General features: G+C 34.0%; 14 protein-coding genes and 1 riboswitch. Of the genes, 5 read left to right on the forward strand and 9 right to left on the reverse strand.

Annotation, left to right across the window (positions count from 1 at the left end):
• Positions 1 to 17: 17 nt before the first annotated feature.
• Positions 18 to 1,121 carry a glycine cleavage system aminomethyltransferase GcvT gene (gcvT, locus tag J7E81_RS15220; protein ID WP_215043463.1) on the reverse strand — a complete coding sequence of 368 codons (1,104 nt, stop codon included), beginning with the start codon at positions 1,119 to 1,121 and terminating at the stop codon, positions 18 to 20.
• A gap of 159 nt (positions 1,122 to 1,280) precedes the next feature.
• A riboswitch (glycine riboswitch) is annotated at positions 1,281 to 1,369 on the reverse strand.
• 210 nt (positions 1,370 to 1,579) lie between these two features.
• Between gcvT and J7E81_RS15225 the strand changes: the two genes are divergently transcribed.
• The 3 genes from J7E81_RS15225 (at position 1,580) to comGA (ending at position 5,271) form a co-directional block, all read left to right on the forward strand.
• Positions 1,580 to 3,268, forward strand: a complete 1,689-nt coding sequence (locus tag J7E81_RS15225; RefSeq protein ID WP_215043465.1) for a DEAD/DEAH box helicase — start codon at positions 1,580 to 1,582, stop codon at positions 3,266 to 3,268.
• Positions 3,246 to 4,037 carry a YqhG family protein gene (locus tag J7E81_RS15230; RefSeq protein WP_215043467.1) on the forward strand — a complete coding sequence of 264 codons (792 nt, stop codon included), beginning with the start codon at positions 3,246 to 3,248 and terminating at the stop codon, positions 4,035 to 4,037. Before J7E81_RS15225 ends, J7E81_RS15230 begins: the two co-directional genes overlap by 23 nt.
• Before the next feature lie 148 nt (positions 4,038 to 4,185).
• The gene (gene comGA, locus J7E81_RS15235; protein WP_215043469.1) at positions 4,186 to 5,271 is read left to right on the forward strand and encodes a competence type IV pilus ATPase ComGA; all 1,086 of its coding nucleotides are present in this window, start codon (positions 4,186 to 4,188) and stop codon (positions 5,269 to 5,271) included.
• 230 nt (positions 5,272 to 5,501) lie between these two features.
• Here comGA and J7E81_RS15240 read toward each other — a convergent pair whose 3' ends face one another.
• From J7E81_RS15240 to J7E81_RS15265, 6 genes are all read right to left on the reverse strand, one after another.
• The gene (locus J7E81_RS15240; protein ID WP_215043471.1) at positions 5,502 to 5,750 is read right to left on the reverse strand and encodes a hypothetical protein; all 249 of its coding nucleotides are present in this window, start codon (positions 5,748 to 5,750) and stop codon (positions 5,502 to 5,504) included.
• Between the two features lie 146 nt (positions 5,751 to 5,896).
• Complete coding sequence (locus J7E81_RS15245) at positions 5,897 to 6,292, reverse strand: hypothetical protein (protein ID WP_215043473.1); 396 nt, start codon at positions 6,290 to 6,292, stop codon at positions 5,897 to 5,899.
• Entirely contained in the window at positions 6,289 to 6,777 is a 489-nt protein-coding gene (locus J7E81_RS15250; protein ID WP_215043475.1) for a hypothetical protein, read from the reverse strand. The genes J7E81_RS15245 and J7E81_RS15250 overlap by 4 nt, the downstream gene beginning before the upstream one ends.
• Positions 6,778 to 6,822: 45 nt before the next feature.
• The gene (locus tag J7E81_RS15255; RefSeq protein ID WP_215043477.1) at positions 6,823 to 7,431 is read right to left on the reverse strand and encodes a hypothetical protein; all 609 of its coding nucleotides are present in this window, start codon (positions 7,429 to 7,431) and stop codon (positions 6,823 to 6,825) included.
• A gap of 656 nt (positions 7,432 to 8,087) precedes the next feature.
• Positions 8,088 to 8,426 carry a hypothetical protein gene (locus J7E81_RS15260; RefSeq protein ID WP_215043478.1) on the reverse strand — a complete coding sequence of 113 codons (339 nt, stop codon included), beginning with the start codon at positions 8,424 to 8,426 and terminating at the stop codon, positions 8,088 to 8,090.
• A 676-nt stretch (positions 8,427 to 9,102) separates the two neighbouring features.
• The gene (locus J7E81_RS15265) at positions 9,103 to 11,160 is read right to left on the reverse strand and encodes a DUF262 domain-containing protein (protein ID WP_215043480.1); all 2,058 of its coding nucleotides are present in this window, start codon (positions 11,158 to 11,160) and stop codon (positions 9,103 to 9,105) included.
• A gap of 218 nt (positions 11,161 to 11,378) precedes the next feature.
• Between J7E81_RS15265 and J7E81_RS15270 the strand changes: the two genes are divergently transcribed.
• Entirely contained in the window at positions 11,379 to 11,606 is a 228-nt protein-coding gene (locus tag J7E81_RS15270) for a hypothetical protein (RefSeq protein ID WP_251028655.1), read from the forward strand.
• Between the two features lie 140 nt (positions 11,607 to 11,746).
• Complete coding sequence (locus J7E81_RS15275; protein WP_215043482.1) at positions 11,747 to 12,343, forward strand: hypothetical protein; 597 nt, start codon at positions 11,747 to 11,749, stop codon at positions 12,341 to 12,343.
• A 738-nt stretch (positions 12,344 to 13,081) separates the two neighbouring features.
• Here the strand turns inward: J7E81_RS15275 and J7E81_RS15280 are convergent.
• Together J7E81_RS15280 and J7E81_RS15285 are read right to left on the reverse strand one after the other, a co-directional pair.
• Positions 13,082 to 13,570 carry a CBO0543 family protein gene (locus J7E81_RS15280; protein WP_215043483.1) on the reverse strand — a complete coding sequence of 163 codons (489 nt, stop codon included), beginning with the start codon at positions 13,568 to 13,570 and terminating at the stop codon, positions 13,082 to 13,084.
• A 138-nt stretch (positions 13,571 to 13,708) separates the two neighbouring features.
• On the reverse strand, positions 13,709 to 15,181 hold the full coding sequence (locus J7E81_RS15285) for a recombinase family protein (protein ID WP_215043484.1): 1,473 nt from the start codon (positions 15,179 to 15,181) through the stop codon (positions 13,709 to 13,711).
• Positions 15,182 to 15,221: the final 40 nt, after the last annotated feature.

Genomic DNA, 15,221 nt, shown 5'->3' on the forward strand with positions numbered 1-15,221 from the left:
TTGCTCCCCTCGTGTTTTTACTTTTCTCTTTTATAAAAAGGTGTTGGAACGACTGATGCTTTTAATCGTTTGCCGCGGATTTCAACTTCAACCGTTGATTCTAAGTCGGCATATTCCGTTTTAATAAGTGCTAAACCTATATTTCGTTTTAAAGTAGGCGACTGTGTCCCCGTAGTCACTTCACCAATAAGTTCTTCGCCTTTATATACAGGGTATCCATGACGTGGAATACCACGGTCGATCATTTCAATCCCTGCTAATTTCCTAGTTAAGCCGGTCTCCTTCTGCTTTCTTAACGCTTCCTTCCCGATGAAGTCAGCTTCCTTATTTAACTTCACAGCAAAAGCAATCCCTGCTTCTAAAGGAGTAATCTCAGGGGATAGCTCTTGTCCATAGAGTGCTAGGACCGATTCAAAACGCAGGGTATCACGTGCCCCTAATCCGCATGGAAGAACCCCGTCTTGTTCTCCTGCCTTTAATATGGCTTTCCAAAGGTCAACCGCATCGGCAGCATCACAGTAAACCTCAAAACCATCTTCGCCGGTATATCCTGTTCTTGATACTAATGCCTTTTTATTGTTTAAAATGACTTCTTGCTGAAATTTGAAAAAGCCGATTTGACTTAAGTCTGTATTTCCGGAAAGCTTTTGCAGAACCTTTTCTGCAAGTGGTCCTTGAAGTGCAAGCTGGGCTGTCTTTTCGGATAAGTTTTCAAGGATCACCTCTCCTTCAACATGGTCCTCAAGCCATTTATAGTCCTTTTCAATATTGGAAGCATTAACCACGAGTAAATAATGATGGTCCTCCATTTTATAAACAAGTAAATCATCGACAGTTCCGCCATTTTCATAACACATCGCGGTGTATTGAGCGCTGCCGTTTTTAATTTTTGAAATATCATTCGTCATCATTTTTTGTAAAAATGGTAAACTATCTTTCCCTTTAACTTCCACTTCACCCATATGGGAAACATCAAACAGACCTGCTTTAGTACGGACCGCTTCATGTTCATCCTTAATGCTGGAAAATTGGACCGGCAGTTCCCACCCACCAAAATCGATGGTCTTTCCTCCGTATTCTTTATACACTTCAAAAAGCGGAGTACGTTGTAATTCAGTCATCCATTTATCCCCCTTATACTGAATCAGGCTTTTTACGATAAAAAAAGGACAGAAACCTCCCTATGAATATAAGAAGGTCTCTGTCCTTGCACCTGAAAGTTTACCTAAAGTGGTTTTCCCCGTGGGTGGCTGCTAATCTTGCAGCGCTCTCCAGAGCTGCGTCAAACAAGAGTTCTTTTGCCTGAGAGATTCACATTTCTGCTTGCTCCTTCGGCGCTACGTTCCGTAGTCTCTCCCCTTGCTGTCATCCGCATTATAATATTTTTTAATTGGGTAATACTAATTATACTTAAAAAATAAATTACTTTATTAAAATATTTAAAACATTCTAAAGCTATTATCATCCTATCATTAAACTACAACATTGAGCAATAAATTTATTAGAAAATTAGAACACCATTCTCCCTTTTAATTGGCAAAATAAATGATACAACATTGTATGAAAAGGAGCTGTAATGATGTCAGTTGAAATTAAATTTGATTCCTCTTGGCAGGATGATTTTTTACATAGAATAGACAACGATGGTCCGTGGGGCAATTGGGAGCTTTTTAAACTAGCAATCGATGTGGAAAAACATTTGGTGATCCCTGAGTTTGAAGGCTTGCAGGCTCCAAATCATCTTCCAAATTTAACCCCATTGCCGCATCAGCTCGAAACAGCCAAACAAGTGATTGAAAACATGAATGGTAAAGCCATTCTTGCTGATGAAGTGGGACTAGGAAAAACAATCGAAGCAGGATTAATTTTAAAGGAATACATGATCCGCGGCTTAGTAAAAAAGGTGTTAATACTGGTCCCGGCCTCTTTGGTAACCCAGTGGGCAATTGAACTCAACAGCAAATTTTTTATACCTGCTATTACTCAAAGAAAAAGCTATGTCTGGGAACAGTGCGATGTCGTGGTTTCTTCGATTGATACAGCGAAGCGAGATCCTCACCGTGATATTATTTACAAGCAGGACTACGACCTTATTATTATTGATGAGGCCCATAAATTAAAAAATAACAAAACGAAAAACTACGAATTTGTCCAAAACCTTAAAAAGAAATTTTGTTTATTATTAACAGCCACGCCTATCCAAAACCGAATCGAAGAGATCTTTAATCTTGTTTCCCTTCTAAAACCCGGGCACCTGGGCAGTGAGACCGCCTTTTATGAAAAATATAAACGGGATGCCCGTTCGTTAAATGATAATGAGCATTTAAAAGAACTAGTAAACAAGGTCATGATTCGGAATCGCCGTGCCGATACCGGTATTGAATGGACAAAAAGACAGGTTGAAACCATTCCGATCGAATTTTCCCCTGGTGAAAAGGATCTTTATGAATCCATTTCAATGCTGAAAAATGAAGGGGATTGGGCTCAAACAAGTGCTTTTTCGGTGATGACCTTACAGCGTGAGGCTTGCTCTAGTCGTGAGGCTGTTTTCTATACGCTAAAAAACATGCTGCAAAAGAAAGAGGACCCCACTCCTGGTTTTGAAGAACAAATCCAATTTTTAATTAACAAGGTTGAGGCTGTCCAGCAAAATTCAAAGGCTGAAAAAGCGCTTGAATTAATCCAGCAGGTAAATGATAAGGTGATCATTTTTACGGAATATCGTGCTACTCAGATGTATTTGCAATGGTATTTAAAGCAGCACGGAATCAGCTCGGTTCCTTTCCGTGGTGGTTTTAAACGAGGAAAGAAAGATTGGATGCGGGAATTGTTCCAGAAGCATGCACAAGTTCTCATTGCTACTGAGGCTGGAGGGGAAGGAATCAATCTACAGTTCTGCAACCATATTATTAATTTCGATTTACCTTGGAATCCAATGCGGCTTGAACAGCGGATTGGGCGGATCCATCGTCTTGGTCAGGAAAAGGATGTCATGATTTATAATTTTGCGATCAAGGGCACGGTGGAAGAACATATTCTGAAGTTGCTTTATGAGAAAATCCACCTATTTGAAAAGGTTATCGGTGAATTGGATGATATCCTGACAAAGCTTGAATTTGGTAATATTGAAGACCACCTAATTGATATATTCGGTCAATCTAGTTCTGAGGGTGAAATGAGAATAAAAATGGAGAACTTATCATCTATGATTGAATTTGCACAATCAATGAAGGAGGGTGAATCACATGCAGCAGCAGGAAATTCATGATTTTCTTCTAAAGTATTTTCAGGCAAACGATTGCCCCATTGTTGAAAATAAGCCTGGATATTTAATCGTTCAGTTAACGGTGGAACTTGATAAAGAATTGATGAACCGTCCCTTTTACTGGCATTACCTCGAAAAAACAGGCGGCATCCCAAATCCAATGAGCTTAACAATGATCACTGATCAAAAAAAAGCTCCGGAAAATATGAAGGGAGAAATTATTCATTTTGGTTCTCCCCGGCTCCATCAAATCTTTGCTTCAACCAAAATGTTAGCCAGTTATATTCGTTTATATGAAAATCATTCATACATTCAAAACCAAACAGCATTGTTTCCATGGTTGTGTATGAATGTAAAGATCTCTTATCAGTGTGACCGGAAACGTGATATTTTTAAGTCAATCGGCCTGCAGCTTATAAACGGTCAAATGGTCGAAAATTTTCACGACCGCCTTCAAAAAATAGCTCTTACCCCTAAAATTCCGGATTACTCGTTTACGTTGTCGCCGTTGGTTAAACCAAAAAGCGGGATGATTCGGGTAGAAAATTATTTAAGAAACGTGATTTCAGAAGAGGACCACACTTGGGCCGAGGAGGCTCGCAATCGGTGGGAACAAGACTTACGGTTACTAAATCATTTCTATGAAGATGAAGAAGAAACAAATGAGAACTATGAAACCGAAAAAATGGCGCTGAAAGAACAATATGAACCCAAAATCAACATCTCCTTCATCAACGGCGGTCTCTTCTACTTAACTGAAAAAGCTATATAAACTACCCTATACGGTGACAGGCACCATGTGAATAATTCACATGGTGCCTGTCACCGTTATGCCCCAAAAAAAATTTTTTTATATTTTTAAAAATAAAGAAGGATAAGCATGAACCCTGTCGAATTATGAGTAATGAAAAAGTAAAAAGGTGGTGGTACCAATTGTCAGCTCGATTGAAATACTAGCTAATCGAATCATTAAAGATGCTGTCCGAAATCAAGCAACCGATATTCACATTATTCCTCGTAAGAACGACACACTTGTTCAAATCCGTTTAACCAACAAACTCATTCCCAGATTGTCCCTCCCAAAAGATGAATGCGACAGGTTAATTTCACATTTTAAATTCACTGCGAATATGGACATCGGGGAAAGAAGACGCCCTCAAAGCGGTGCCGTTTTTTGTGAAGTAGACGGGCATTTAATGGGGCTTAGGCTTTCCACACTCCCTTCAAACAACAGAGAGAGCCTTGTCATCCGGCTTTTACCACAACAAGAGCAAATACCCTTCCACCAACTTTCATTATTCCCTTCTATGACAAGAAAGCTGTTAGCCCTGTTAAAACATGCACACGGATTAATCATTTTTACAGGTCCGACCGGATCAGGTAAAACGACAACACTTTATTCCCTGCTAAACGAAACCGCCCACCTCTTTCATCGGAATGTTATTACCCTCGAAGATCCTATCGAAAAAAACTATGACTCCGTCCTGCAAGTTCAAGTAAACGAAAAAGCTGGTGTGACTTATGCAGCCGGTTTAAAAGCGATTCTTCGCCATGATCCGGATATTATCATGGTCGGGGAAATCAGGGATGCTGAAACAGCTAAAATCGCTGTAAGGGCCGCTCTTACTGGGCATCTGGTCCTTTCGACAATGCATACTCGAGATGCAAAAGGAGCCGTTTACCGTCTCCGTGAGTTTGGTGTGAACTGGCTAGAAGTTGAGCAAACATTAATTGCCGTTACGGCTCAGAGATTAGTAGAACTTACCTGCCCTTATTGTGAGGGAGAATGTTCGCCATTGTGCTATTCCTATGGGAGGTGGAAAAGAGCAAGTGTTTTCGAACTTTTATCCGGCCGGAACTTAAACAATGTTATGAAAGCAGCCAAGGGTGAAATGTTTAACACACAATACCGTACCTTAAAAGAAGTTATTAACAAGGGCATTGCTCTTGGCTATATTCAAGAAACCGAGTATGAACGGCTGGTGTATGAAGATGAGCCGTCATAAATGGACTGTAAATGAACAAGCCCATTTCTTAAGAAGAACAGGAGATTTACTTCTACGCGGGTATCCAATTGCAGAAGTGACTGCACTTACAGATGCCATAGAATAAACGCTTATGTATCAAGGGATTGAGGGTATAAAAAATCTTTTATCTCTTATTAAACTAATATTTTTCTTAAATAAAAAAAGCACCAACACAATTTTTTGTGCTAATGCTTTATTTATGTATAAATTTATCTCATTTCAATGAAGTTTAAAGCACCTTCTGGATATTCCCAAACTTCCCCTTCAATTTCAAATTCATGGTTACAATCAGGGCATTTAACTTCTTCAATAAAACTATACCCCATTTCTGGTCCCATTTGTCTTTCATTAGTTTCCTCATGTTCAATATCTTGAATTTTAAAATTAAGATTAAATTTTTCATCACAATTTGGACATTGAATTTCGGCACTATGACTAATTGGTAAATTTAAAGCCATGTTAATTCCTCCCCGTATTTCCAACAATTAACTCTCTCTACATTTAATAGTATCAATCGAACTCTTATTTGTAAATCCAGTAGTATTCAAAAAAGAAGGTAATTCAAAGAAAAAAACCCCAATTCCAATAAAGGAAAAGGGGTTTATTAAATATATCGGTAATCATTTTCGTCACCTTTAACATTGTAATATAATTCGGCAACGAATTTAGTTGTATTAATTCTCTTCTCAAATTCATTTTCGTTCATGTGAATATCAATTGCTTTTAAAAAGTGTTCCTTACCGTTAAAAGTATTCTTTTGCCCAATTTGGAATTTTTCTAAGAAGTCATTTAGTTTAATATTGCCAATATGCAATTTAACCTGAATAGGATATTTTTCAAGTTGTCCATCATTTTTTGCTAAGCGACCAAGGTTACAAATAATAAAGCCTTTTTTCTCATTAATTGAACTGTAATCTTGTTCAACATAATAATGAATTGTATCACCGTTCATCTTTGCCCTTAAATTAGGCGGTTCAATACTAACGACTATTCCCTTCATTCTTCCTCACCTTCATCATCATCTTCGTTAACAAACTGAAAATCACTTGGGTCTAATTCAATCGTATTACCATCTTCAATTAATAAGGCATCTTTAGGGGCATCTAATACACCGCCAACATTAATATCAATTGTCAAAGTCTTATTGTCCACTAAATCACCATCAACTTGCATTAGAAGCTTCAAAGCATTAATTCTATCTTGTGTACGGGACTTTAACCTAACTATTTCACCCGTTTTAGGGTTAACAACTTCGTCATAAGTTTCTTCGTTGATAATTTCCATTAACCTAGACCGTTTATCCTTAAGAGTCATAACAGCGTCTTTTTGGCGAATCTCATTAATAAAAGTTTTAATTTCATTCTGCTTCAGCCAATTAGTTAAAGTGTTGCGGTGAACTTGTAGCTTATCAGCAATTTCAACCATTGGTTTATCATCAATATACATATAACAGAATTGCTTCTGTTGATTAGTTATTTCTTTCATTGTTCATTACCTCCAAATTAAAAAGGGTGGCAATTAAGCCAACCCTCAACTAATTTCTGCTTGAACTTCAGCAATCTTATCTTCAACTTCTCTTAAGTCTTGATTCATTTTACCTGAACGGTAAGCTTCAACATCTTGACGGTAAGTATTTAATCGTTCTGTGTGTGCTTCAGTAGCTTGTCTATATTCGGTAATAACCTTTTGACTGTCAACAAGGTCTAAACCTGTTAAATCAGGCTTTTGTGGTGTTTCAGATATTAATTCAAACTCTTCATATTTGACTCCTTCAGTAACCATTAAATCAATAATTCGTTCATTCATCTTAGGTTGATATAAGCCATGTTCCAACATTTTATATAGCTTCTTATCTGACTCATACAAAGCGGAACGTTCACCAGTAGATAATTCTTCGAATGATTTAATAGGGGTAACATCAACAACTTCAGCAAAGTTATTTGTATTAACTCTTAGTAGTGTTCCGTCAATAGTATTAAGAAAACTATTGTCCCTATGTTCCTGTTTACCTCCAATCATACGACCAATTTCATTTTCAATAATTTGCTTCTTACCTTGTAGCATATTTAATTCAGCTTTTTTGTCACTGTACCATTTTTCTGCTTCTCTCATCATTTTTTTCATAATTGGGTTTTTCATATTCATTTCCATCTATTATCACAATCCTTTTCTTTAATTAAGATACTTATTTAAAACAAGTAGTCGGACAACCAATCTTAACCTCACTGGATTAAATTTAATTGGTTGCCCTCAAGTTGTTCTATACACATTTGCTTAATGTTGTTTACACTCAACATTCTCAAAGAGTAAATCATGTTCACCGTTACTGTTTCATCTTCTTAGCACTTAGGTTCGAGTTTTTCTTTTAACGGTAAATAGTTCACTCCATAAAACCCTTAAATCATTTAGACTTAAGGGTACTAGCAATGAACTAGAAAACATGAAAGAGGTAGGTTTTACAGAAGGTGTTCCAATCCTTCCAACCTAAAAATAAATACAATCACAATATGCCAAGTAAAACGAATGTTAGGATTCTGTGTAGAACTCCTATTAAAATTATTTGAAGGAATAACCATCTACACTTGGCTTTACAACCTTCATTAAGCCAACCAACCGTTTCCATAAGTTGATTGACTTTAGAAAGGAGTAAACACAATGACTAGTCAAGGTTGATTTCAATATCAAACCTTTATTGAAGCAACCAACCGTTAAAGGCTGATTACTTCTAAAAGGAAGGATAATGTTATGACCAGCTAAAAGAAGCTGAATAGTTTAATGTCATTTCGGACAAGTTTCTAATGTTCACCGTAACGAATTAAACCTAGCTGCATTTTTTCTCTTAACCTAGCATTTTTTATTTCAGCAATTTCTTCAATAAATTTAGCGTTATGTTTTCTGTTATCAAGTTGATTCATAAGCTTGTCATAACTTGAAACAACATTAACGTTATTGATAGCGTCTTTATCGAACCAAGGCATTATGTGTTCCCACCTTGTACCATAACCATGTTTGTCCATTTGCGGTGAATTACGGTGTGCAACAGGAACTATTTTCAAAACCTTTTCAGCATATTCAGGAAATTCTGGTGCTAATTCTGTTTCTATTACAACCCCCTTGTATGATACTTTAGCCATTTCTTTTTCAACCCCTTTTGATAATTTCTTAGTTGTTTTTAATTACGTTCTAATTAACCCTTATACTTATTAATAAAGTGGGAATGTCTAAAATGCACAATTATCAGCCAAAATAGTTTCAAGAATTTTGAAATTATTTTTCAGTTAATGTATTTGAATTAGAGTAAATACCTATCGAAGATAGGTTAATGTTTGTTTATTATTAATCTCTTTATTAATCAACCGTCTAGCATCATTTATTAAGTAGTAACGGTGAATAATCTTTAAGTAATAGAGAATAACCTACTAGTAATTTAGCCGTCCCACAAGTAAATAACAGTATAGCTAAATCCTCAACTGCTAACGTTTCTTCAAACACTTGTACCTCTGATTTTTGGAAGTTAATTCTTCACAGGTAATACAGTAACCTAACATGGATTTAAAAGAACCCATCTGATTAACTTTCGTACCGCAACGGACTAATCAGTATCCTTGTCTGTTTTTCAACTTGGAACAGTTCAGCTTCTAAACCAGTAGTGACTTAACTCTAATGATTAAGCCAGTTAAAAAATATCCTTATACTTATTAATAAAGTGAGATGGTCAAATATGCACAACGATTTGAGGAGATTTTTGAACAAAAAAAAGACTTCCCGAAGGAAGCTGTCTGTTTGAATATTTAACGAAAGTTGTGTCCATTACGATACATAAATAATTAAATCTTCTTCGTCAATATTTGTTTTTTCAAAAAGTGTAATTAAATTTTTTCGTTTTTGTTCATTGTTAATATTTGTATTTAGGTAAATATTTTCGCTTATTTTTCTAGGTTGATTGTTAAAATCGTTTTGGTTAAGTGAATGAAAACGTCTTGAAAGCAATTCTTCCTGATTTATTGCTTCTAAAAATGAATTAGAATCTAACTCATATATCTTTCTAATTACCTTATGATATATGTCTGTAAAATCTCTAGCTTCGTAATTATCCGTCAGAAATACAAAAGAAGAAGGTCTTAAACTTGTCCAGTCATCGTCTAAAGTAACAATAGGTCTGTTATCATCATTTGTTACAAGTAAATCTAATTCAGGATAGTTCCAAGCTTCTTTGGCGTATTCAAATAAATCGTTTGCCCTTTTTAAAATTTCAGTTTGGTTCCAAGTGTCTAATTTTTGTAATCCCTTATTTAATCTAATTAAACTATCACCAAATCCACCAGGTAAATCTCTTTTTTCTGTAAAAAATTTATTACTCATATTTTTGTTATATCCCGTTAATGTAAGGTTCCCAATAGTATGCAAGTAAGTATTGTGTACTTCTTTCCAATTAGAACCTAAAGCATCTATCCATTTTTCACTTAAATTAGGGGATTGGGGCATAATATGTTCGATTGTAATTTCAGGGTCAATTTGCAATCTTTCTTTAGGGTTGCAATGGTGTTCTAATTTGAACATAATATATTTTCTGTTTTTATTACTTAAATTATATATATCCTTCAAAAGGAAAGATTTTTTAAATTCATCATTATTCGGAAATCTATGATTTCCTTTTTTATTAGCGAGAATAGTTTCAAACGATACAAGATGATTTTTTCTATCCAAATCCTTCACGATACTAACAAAAACTTTATTCAATCCTTGAGTAGGGTATCCGCATATAACCCTTCTTATTAAATAGCTTTCGATTAAACGAAGTATTGAAATGAAATCGTCCTTAGACAAAAGTTGATTCTCATAGTCGTAATACAAGGGTAAAATCAGAGGATAAATTATTTTTATATCAATACTATCTAAGTCTTTTAAACAATCATTTATTTCCTTATCCTTTTCGTTCTGCCTTAATATTCGTTCATAATAGCCTGCAAACTGTAATAATTCTTTCAATAAACTTTCGATTATTTCGGGTTCCCTTGAATATTGTTTAAAATACTCTTTAAAATCCTTATAAACACTTGTTTTCTTAGGAATTTTTTTAGTTTTAAATGTAAGGTAATCCCTAATAAAATTGGATAGTTCCCCTTTAATTTCTTCCCTAAGTTTTGTTTCAATAGGGAACCAATATTGGTTATAAATTTTCTTTTGAAAGCTGGCGGTTAAATCCATTAACAAAAAATTTCTTATTAAATCAGCTTCCGTAAGTTTTTCCCCTGTTGAATTTAAACTTTCAAAAATAAGTTGTGGGTCGTCATGTTCTCGTTCTAATGAAACCTCTACAATAATTAACTTGGCAATCCCTTCATAAAGTGCTTCAATATCACGCTGCCCACTCTTAATCGAATTATAGAAATACATATAATTATCTAAAATATTATGATACTCAACATCTATTTCAGTTTTGTTAATAAGTGAAAAATATACTTCCCTATCTTGTTTAGTTAATTGAAGTTTAATATATTCATCATCTTTTTTATCAGGGTTTACTAAATATTGGTTTATTTCATTTGAAGTAATATTAGGATTTGGGTGTTCATCTAAATAATTCTTAATTGCTAATAGTAACAAGGAAATTGTTGTCAACCTTTGTTGCCCGTCTATAATGGTTAAGGGTTTTACCTTAGTAACAGGTATATTTTGGTCAGAAATATGTACTATTGAACCAATAAAGTGATTTTTACTATTACTACCGCTTGCTTTTAAAATATCGGAAAACAATTGACCGCAATGAAGATGTGTCCACTTATATGTACGTTGATAAACGGGTATAACAAATTGTTGGTTTTGTATTCTAAGTAAATGAAGAATACTTGTCTGCGAGGCTTGCATATACAATTTACCCCCTTTAATAGTTTATTTAAAGTATATAGCAAATTTATCCTATATTGAATAAACTTTTAGAAAAATATACCTATTTCCGTTAATCTAAATATTTTAAGGGAAAATAACTCTGTCAAAAAAACAGAGATGAAAGGAAGTAGGTCTTTTTTAGTAGAAATTATTGGATATAGTGCTATATAATTACCATAGAAAGTGAGGTGATTAATATGGAAATAAAACTAAAAGAACTTAGTGGTTCTTCAAATCATCATCAAGGCTATGGTGCAGGTAGTGGAAGCATAATTAAAAAAGAATATGAGTGTCCATGTGGAAAAGGGAAAGTATTTTATGAAAAAGATGATATTCCAGGTTTTAGAGAAAGCGATATTTGGACTGATTGTAAAGAATGCGATGAGAAATACAAGTTTATAAGAGGTACAGCAATTTTAAAATAACGGGTACATAATTAATTTGGCTTCCTTCGGGGAGTCTTTTTTAATGAAACAAAACCCAGCTAAAAATTGGAATAATCGTTCATAGTTTGAAGGAAAATAAATCCTTTAGTCGAAATATGATTATTAAAGGAGATGACTAAATGGATATTAATAAATTAAAGGAACAAGCTGATAACCAAATCCAATTAAGAGAACAACTAATTTCAAGGTATGAAGATTTTAGAAATATCTGCGATAGCCTAAATGATTTAATTGTAGAAAAACAAATATCAAAAAAAGAGGAACTGATTGCTGAATACAAAGATTATTTCACTAGTAACGGATTTGAAGTAAGTGAAGATAACAATTTCCATAAGGCTATTTATAAGGATACGGTTATTGAATTTAGGGATGAAAGCCCAACAATTGAAACTGAAGTACATTTCTCATTGGCGATAAGACCGCAAGGAGTATACCAAACTCTTGTTATTAAACCTGAATCATCAAAAGAAAGAATGCTTTATTTCAAAAATGTCTTAAAATATAAAGATGCATTTATTGAATTTAAAACAGGAGAAGAAATGTTCAATTCAATCAAAGAAGTTTCAGAATTAGAAAAATTAACTCGGCAGTTAGAGGAAAATATAAATTGGTATGACAGAACAGTTAAAGAGTTTAAAGATATAAACTTTATCTATGGGATATATAAGACTGATAGGGAATTTACTAATTTCAAACAATTCTTTGAAGCTATATAGTTATTCCTTAATTCCAGAATTAAATTGAGTCCGAACGCGGGCTTCCTTCGGGAAGTCTTTTTTGTGCAATAGTTCCTTTTTATTATGCAATTGTGCAAAGGGTTATGGATACGGTGAAATGATGAAATGTTGATACGAGAGGCTTTGATGGACACTTTTTATCCAAGGTTAGTTAAAAATATTATGCAAATGACTATTACTGTACGGGACAAATATCAATACTAATATAGAGGTAGTTGAGGAAAAGTTTGGTGGCAGCGGTTTGTCAATGGTGGTTTATCCAAAGGGATTATTCTACCGTAAACATTTCCCCTACAATATTTCAACCAACAGTTTATTCCAACAAGTGTAATTAACGGTAAATATGCAATGTATCTATAAATGCAATTGGTCAAGCAATAGCACAGCATAAGGAAAACTTGTCAAATGTAATTATTACCAACAGATATTCTTAGTAATTGTTACCAATAATCCTTACAACCAAATCTTCTATTATCACAATCATTACAACTAATCAATAACACTTATTACCATTGACATACAATATAATCAACACACAATCGAACAAACACATTAAATATTATCATTGTTATAAATAATCTGACTAAACGGGTTATGGTAGGGGTAGGGTAAATTCCCAGCCTTTGGCAAATTGGGTGTTAATCCATAATACATTTTCGTTTTACAATTCGGGGTTAATTTTTATTTTTTCTCAAACCTAATTCAGCGAAAATTAAATTAATTTTTGGGAACAGGATTGTTATTTGCTTTTCGGACTATAGTGATAAAAGCCCGGCACATAAGTAAAGTTATACTTGAAGTCCAGAAGCTAGTAAAGGAATTCCATCCGTTTTTAAATTTAATTAAAGACGTTTTCTTCTCTAAGAAATACTCTATTACAGCCATTGGAATAGTAAAATAGAATGTTTTAACAATTATACCTAAAATATTGGATTTCATAGTAACTTGGTTAAAGTAAACACAGGTTATAGGATAAAGTAAATAATCAAAAATAAAGCTAATATCAAAGTATTTAAATAAATTTATTGGATATTTGATGTATCCCTTTTTCACAGTTATATTATCTAAAAGTGTAGATATAAATCCTTTAAATAGAAAGATAAGTAACCAATCTTTTACGGGTGGTTTTCTCATCAAATTTATGAATGAAATTATTCCAAAAATTAATAAAGCCCTTAATATGTTTTTCTCTAATGTGTGTTTCATAACTTCACCTCATAGGTAAGTATGCCCAACTTGATGGAGGAAATATTTAAGATAAAAGTGGTAATTGATGGTGCTAAACGGGTGCATAGATTTTATTAAGGTGTATTCCTTGTTAAAGATAAAAAAAGACTGCCCGTATTATTTTGGGGCAATCTTAAGTTCAACATAATCATATTCAATTTCTGGTTCACCGTTAGCCTGACTACCTACAATAAATTCTTCATGTCTTTGATAATAAACCCTATCAATAATCAACTTCAATAAACGGTTAATTTCTGCTTTATCAGTAGCTTTTTTAACCTTCTCCAATATGGTTAATTTCTCTTGTAATTTCTTTTCAGCGGAAATAATATCGGCTTCTGCAATCTGTTGTTCAACCTCTCTTATATTAGCTTCTAATTGCTTAATATCCTTCTCAATATCGGCTTTATCTGAAAGGTATTCTTCTTTAGTGAATATGCCATCTGTATAGGCTTCTCTTGAACGTTTTAACTTAGTTGAACATTTACCCTTGGCTGATTTTAAAGCTTCTAATTGCACCGTTAAATCGTTTGTATTAACGTCTGAAGAGTTATCTAAAACCTTCTGCCATTCCTTATTCCAATAATGTTCAACAAATTCAAGCTGGTTATAAAATTCTGCAAGTAATCTTTTTTCGTTAATTCCTTTGCTTCCGCATTTATGACATTTCTTAGCCATTAAATCTTTATCAGGGTTATATTGAAAGCCAATCTTAGCACCGCAATTATCACAATATACAAGGTCTTTTAAGATGGTTCTTACTTCTCCCCTAGAACGGTTTCTAACCTCATTATCACCGCTTAATCTTGCTTTAATTGCTTCTTGTACTCTTAACCATTGTTCCATTGAAACGATTGCTTCAAAGGCTTCAGGAACTTCTATAACTTCAGTAATGTTGCCCTTTTTATCCTTAAGGTGAAAAACTAATGTTCCAGTGTATTGTTTATTATAAAGAATGTTATTAACCGATTTATACGGCTTGTTTACACGTTTAGCAATATCTTTCATTCCATGTCCTTGTTCAGCCATATTAAAGATAGTTTTAACTATTTCAGCTTCTTCTGTTGGTACTAATGTTCTTTTCCTATCAATAACAATAGCTTCATAACCAAACGGTGATTTACTTGCTACATATTCACCACGTTTAGCCTTTTCAACTGTACCTGTTCTCATTCTGTGACGGATAACACGATATTCATTACTGTTTACTGCTGAAGAAATATCATATAACAACCGTTGGTTACTGTTGTTTAAATCAATGGTTTCTTTTTGTGTAATGATTAAAACGTTATTTTCTGCAAGTGTATCAGCAATTATTTGTGAATAGTGTCCACTTCTTGAAAGTCTGCTTATCTCGGTAATAACAACCGCATAATACAATCCCTTTTCTACATCATCTAATAAACGGATTAACTCATGTCGTTCTTCCCACTTGGAAGCACCTGAAACAATTTCTTCGTATTCGGTATAGCTAAAACCGTTTTTCTTACATATTTCTCTAGTTATTTGTCTGTGGTTTTGTAATGTTTGGTCTGTATCGCCTTCGGAACGACTTTTCCTGTTGAATATTGCTACGTGTTGTTTTGCCATTTCCTCTCACCTTCATTAATAAAATATATATCTATTATTA

It is taken from the genome of Bacillus sp. ISL-18, from assembly GCF_018613415.1.
In the GTDB taxonomy this organism is placed as follows: domain Bacteria; phylum Bacillota; class Bacilli; order Bacillales; family Cytobacillaceae; genus Neobacillus.

Bases quoted from the DNA above. Each gene is read 5' to 3' on its own strand.
- J7E81_RS15245 (WP_215043473.1), bottom strand. From the start codon at position 6,292: ATGAAGGGAATAGTCGTTAGTATTGAACCGCCTAATTTAAGGGCAAAG.
- gcvT (WP_215043463.1), bottom strand. From the start codon at position 1,121: ATGACTGAATTACAACGTACTCCGCTTTTTGAAGTGTATAAAGAATAC.
- J7E81_RS15250 (WP_215043475.1), bottom strand. From the start codon at position 6,777: ATGAAAGAAATAACTAATCAACAGAAGCAATTCTGTTATATGTATATT.
- J7E81_RS15280 (WP_215043483.1), bottom strand. From the start codon at position 13,570: ATGAAACACACATTAGAGAAAAACATATTAAGGGCTTTATTAATTTTT.
- J7E81_RS15270 (WP_251028655.1), top strand. From the start codon at position 11,379: ATGGAAATAAAACTAAAAGAACTTAGTGGTTCTTCAAATCATCATCAA.
- J7E81_RS15285 (WP_215043484.1), bottom strand. From the start codon at position 15,181: ATGGCAAAACAACACGTAGCAATATTCAACAGGAAAAGTCGTTCCGAA.
- J7E81_RS15255 (WP_215043477.1), bottom strand. From the start codon at position 7,431: ATGAAAAACCCAATTATGAAAAAAATGATGAGAGAAGCAGAAAAATGG.
- J7E81_RS15260 (WP_215043478.1), bottom strand. From the start codon at position 8,426: ATGGCTAAAGTATCATACAAGGGGGTTGTAATAGAAACAGAATTAGCA.
- J7E81_RS15230 (WP_215043467.1), top strand. From the start codon at position 3,246: ATGCAGCAGCAGGAAATTCATGATTTTCTTCTAAAGTATTTTCAGGCA.
- J7E81_RS15265 (WP_215043480.1), bottom strand. From the start codon at position 11,160: ATGCAAGCCTCGCAGACAAGTATTCTTCATTTACTTAGAATACAAAAC.
- J7E81_RS15225 (WP_215043465.1), top strand. From the start codon at position 1,580: ATGTCAGTTGAAATTAAATTTGATTCCTCTTGGCAGGATGATTTTTTA.
- J7E81_RS15240 (WP_215043471.1), bottom strand. From the start codon at position 5,750: ATGGCTTTAAATTTACCAATTAGTCATAGTGCCGAAATTCAATGTCCA.
- J7E81_RS15275 (WP_215043482.1), top strand. From the start codon at position 11,747: ATGGATATTAATAAATTAAAGGAACAAGCTGATAACCAAATCCAATTA.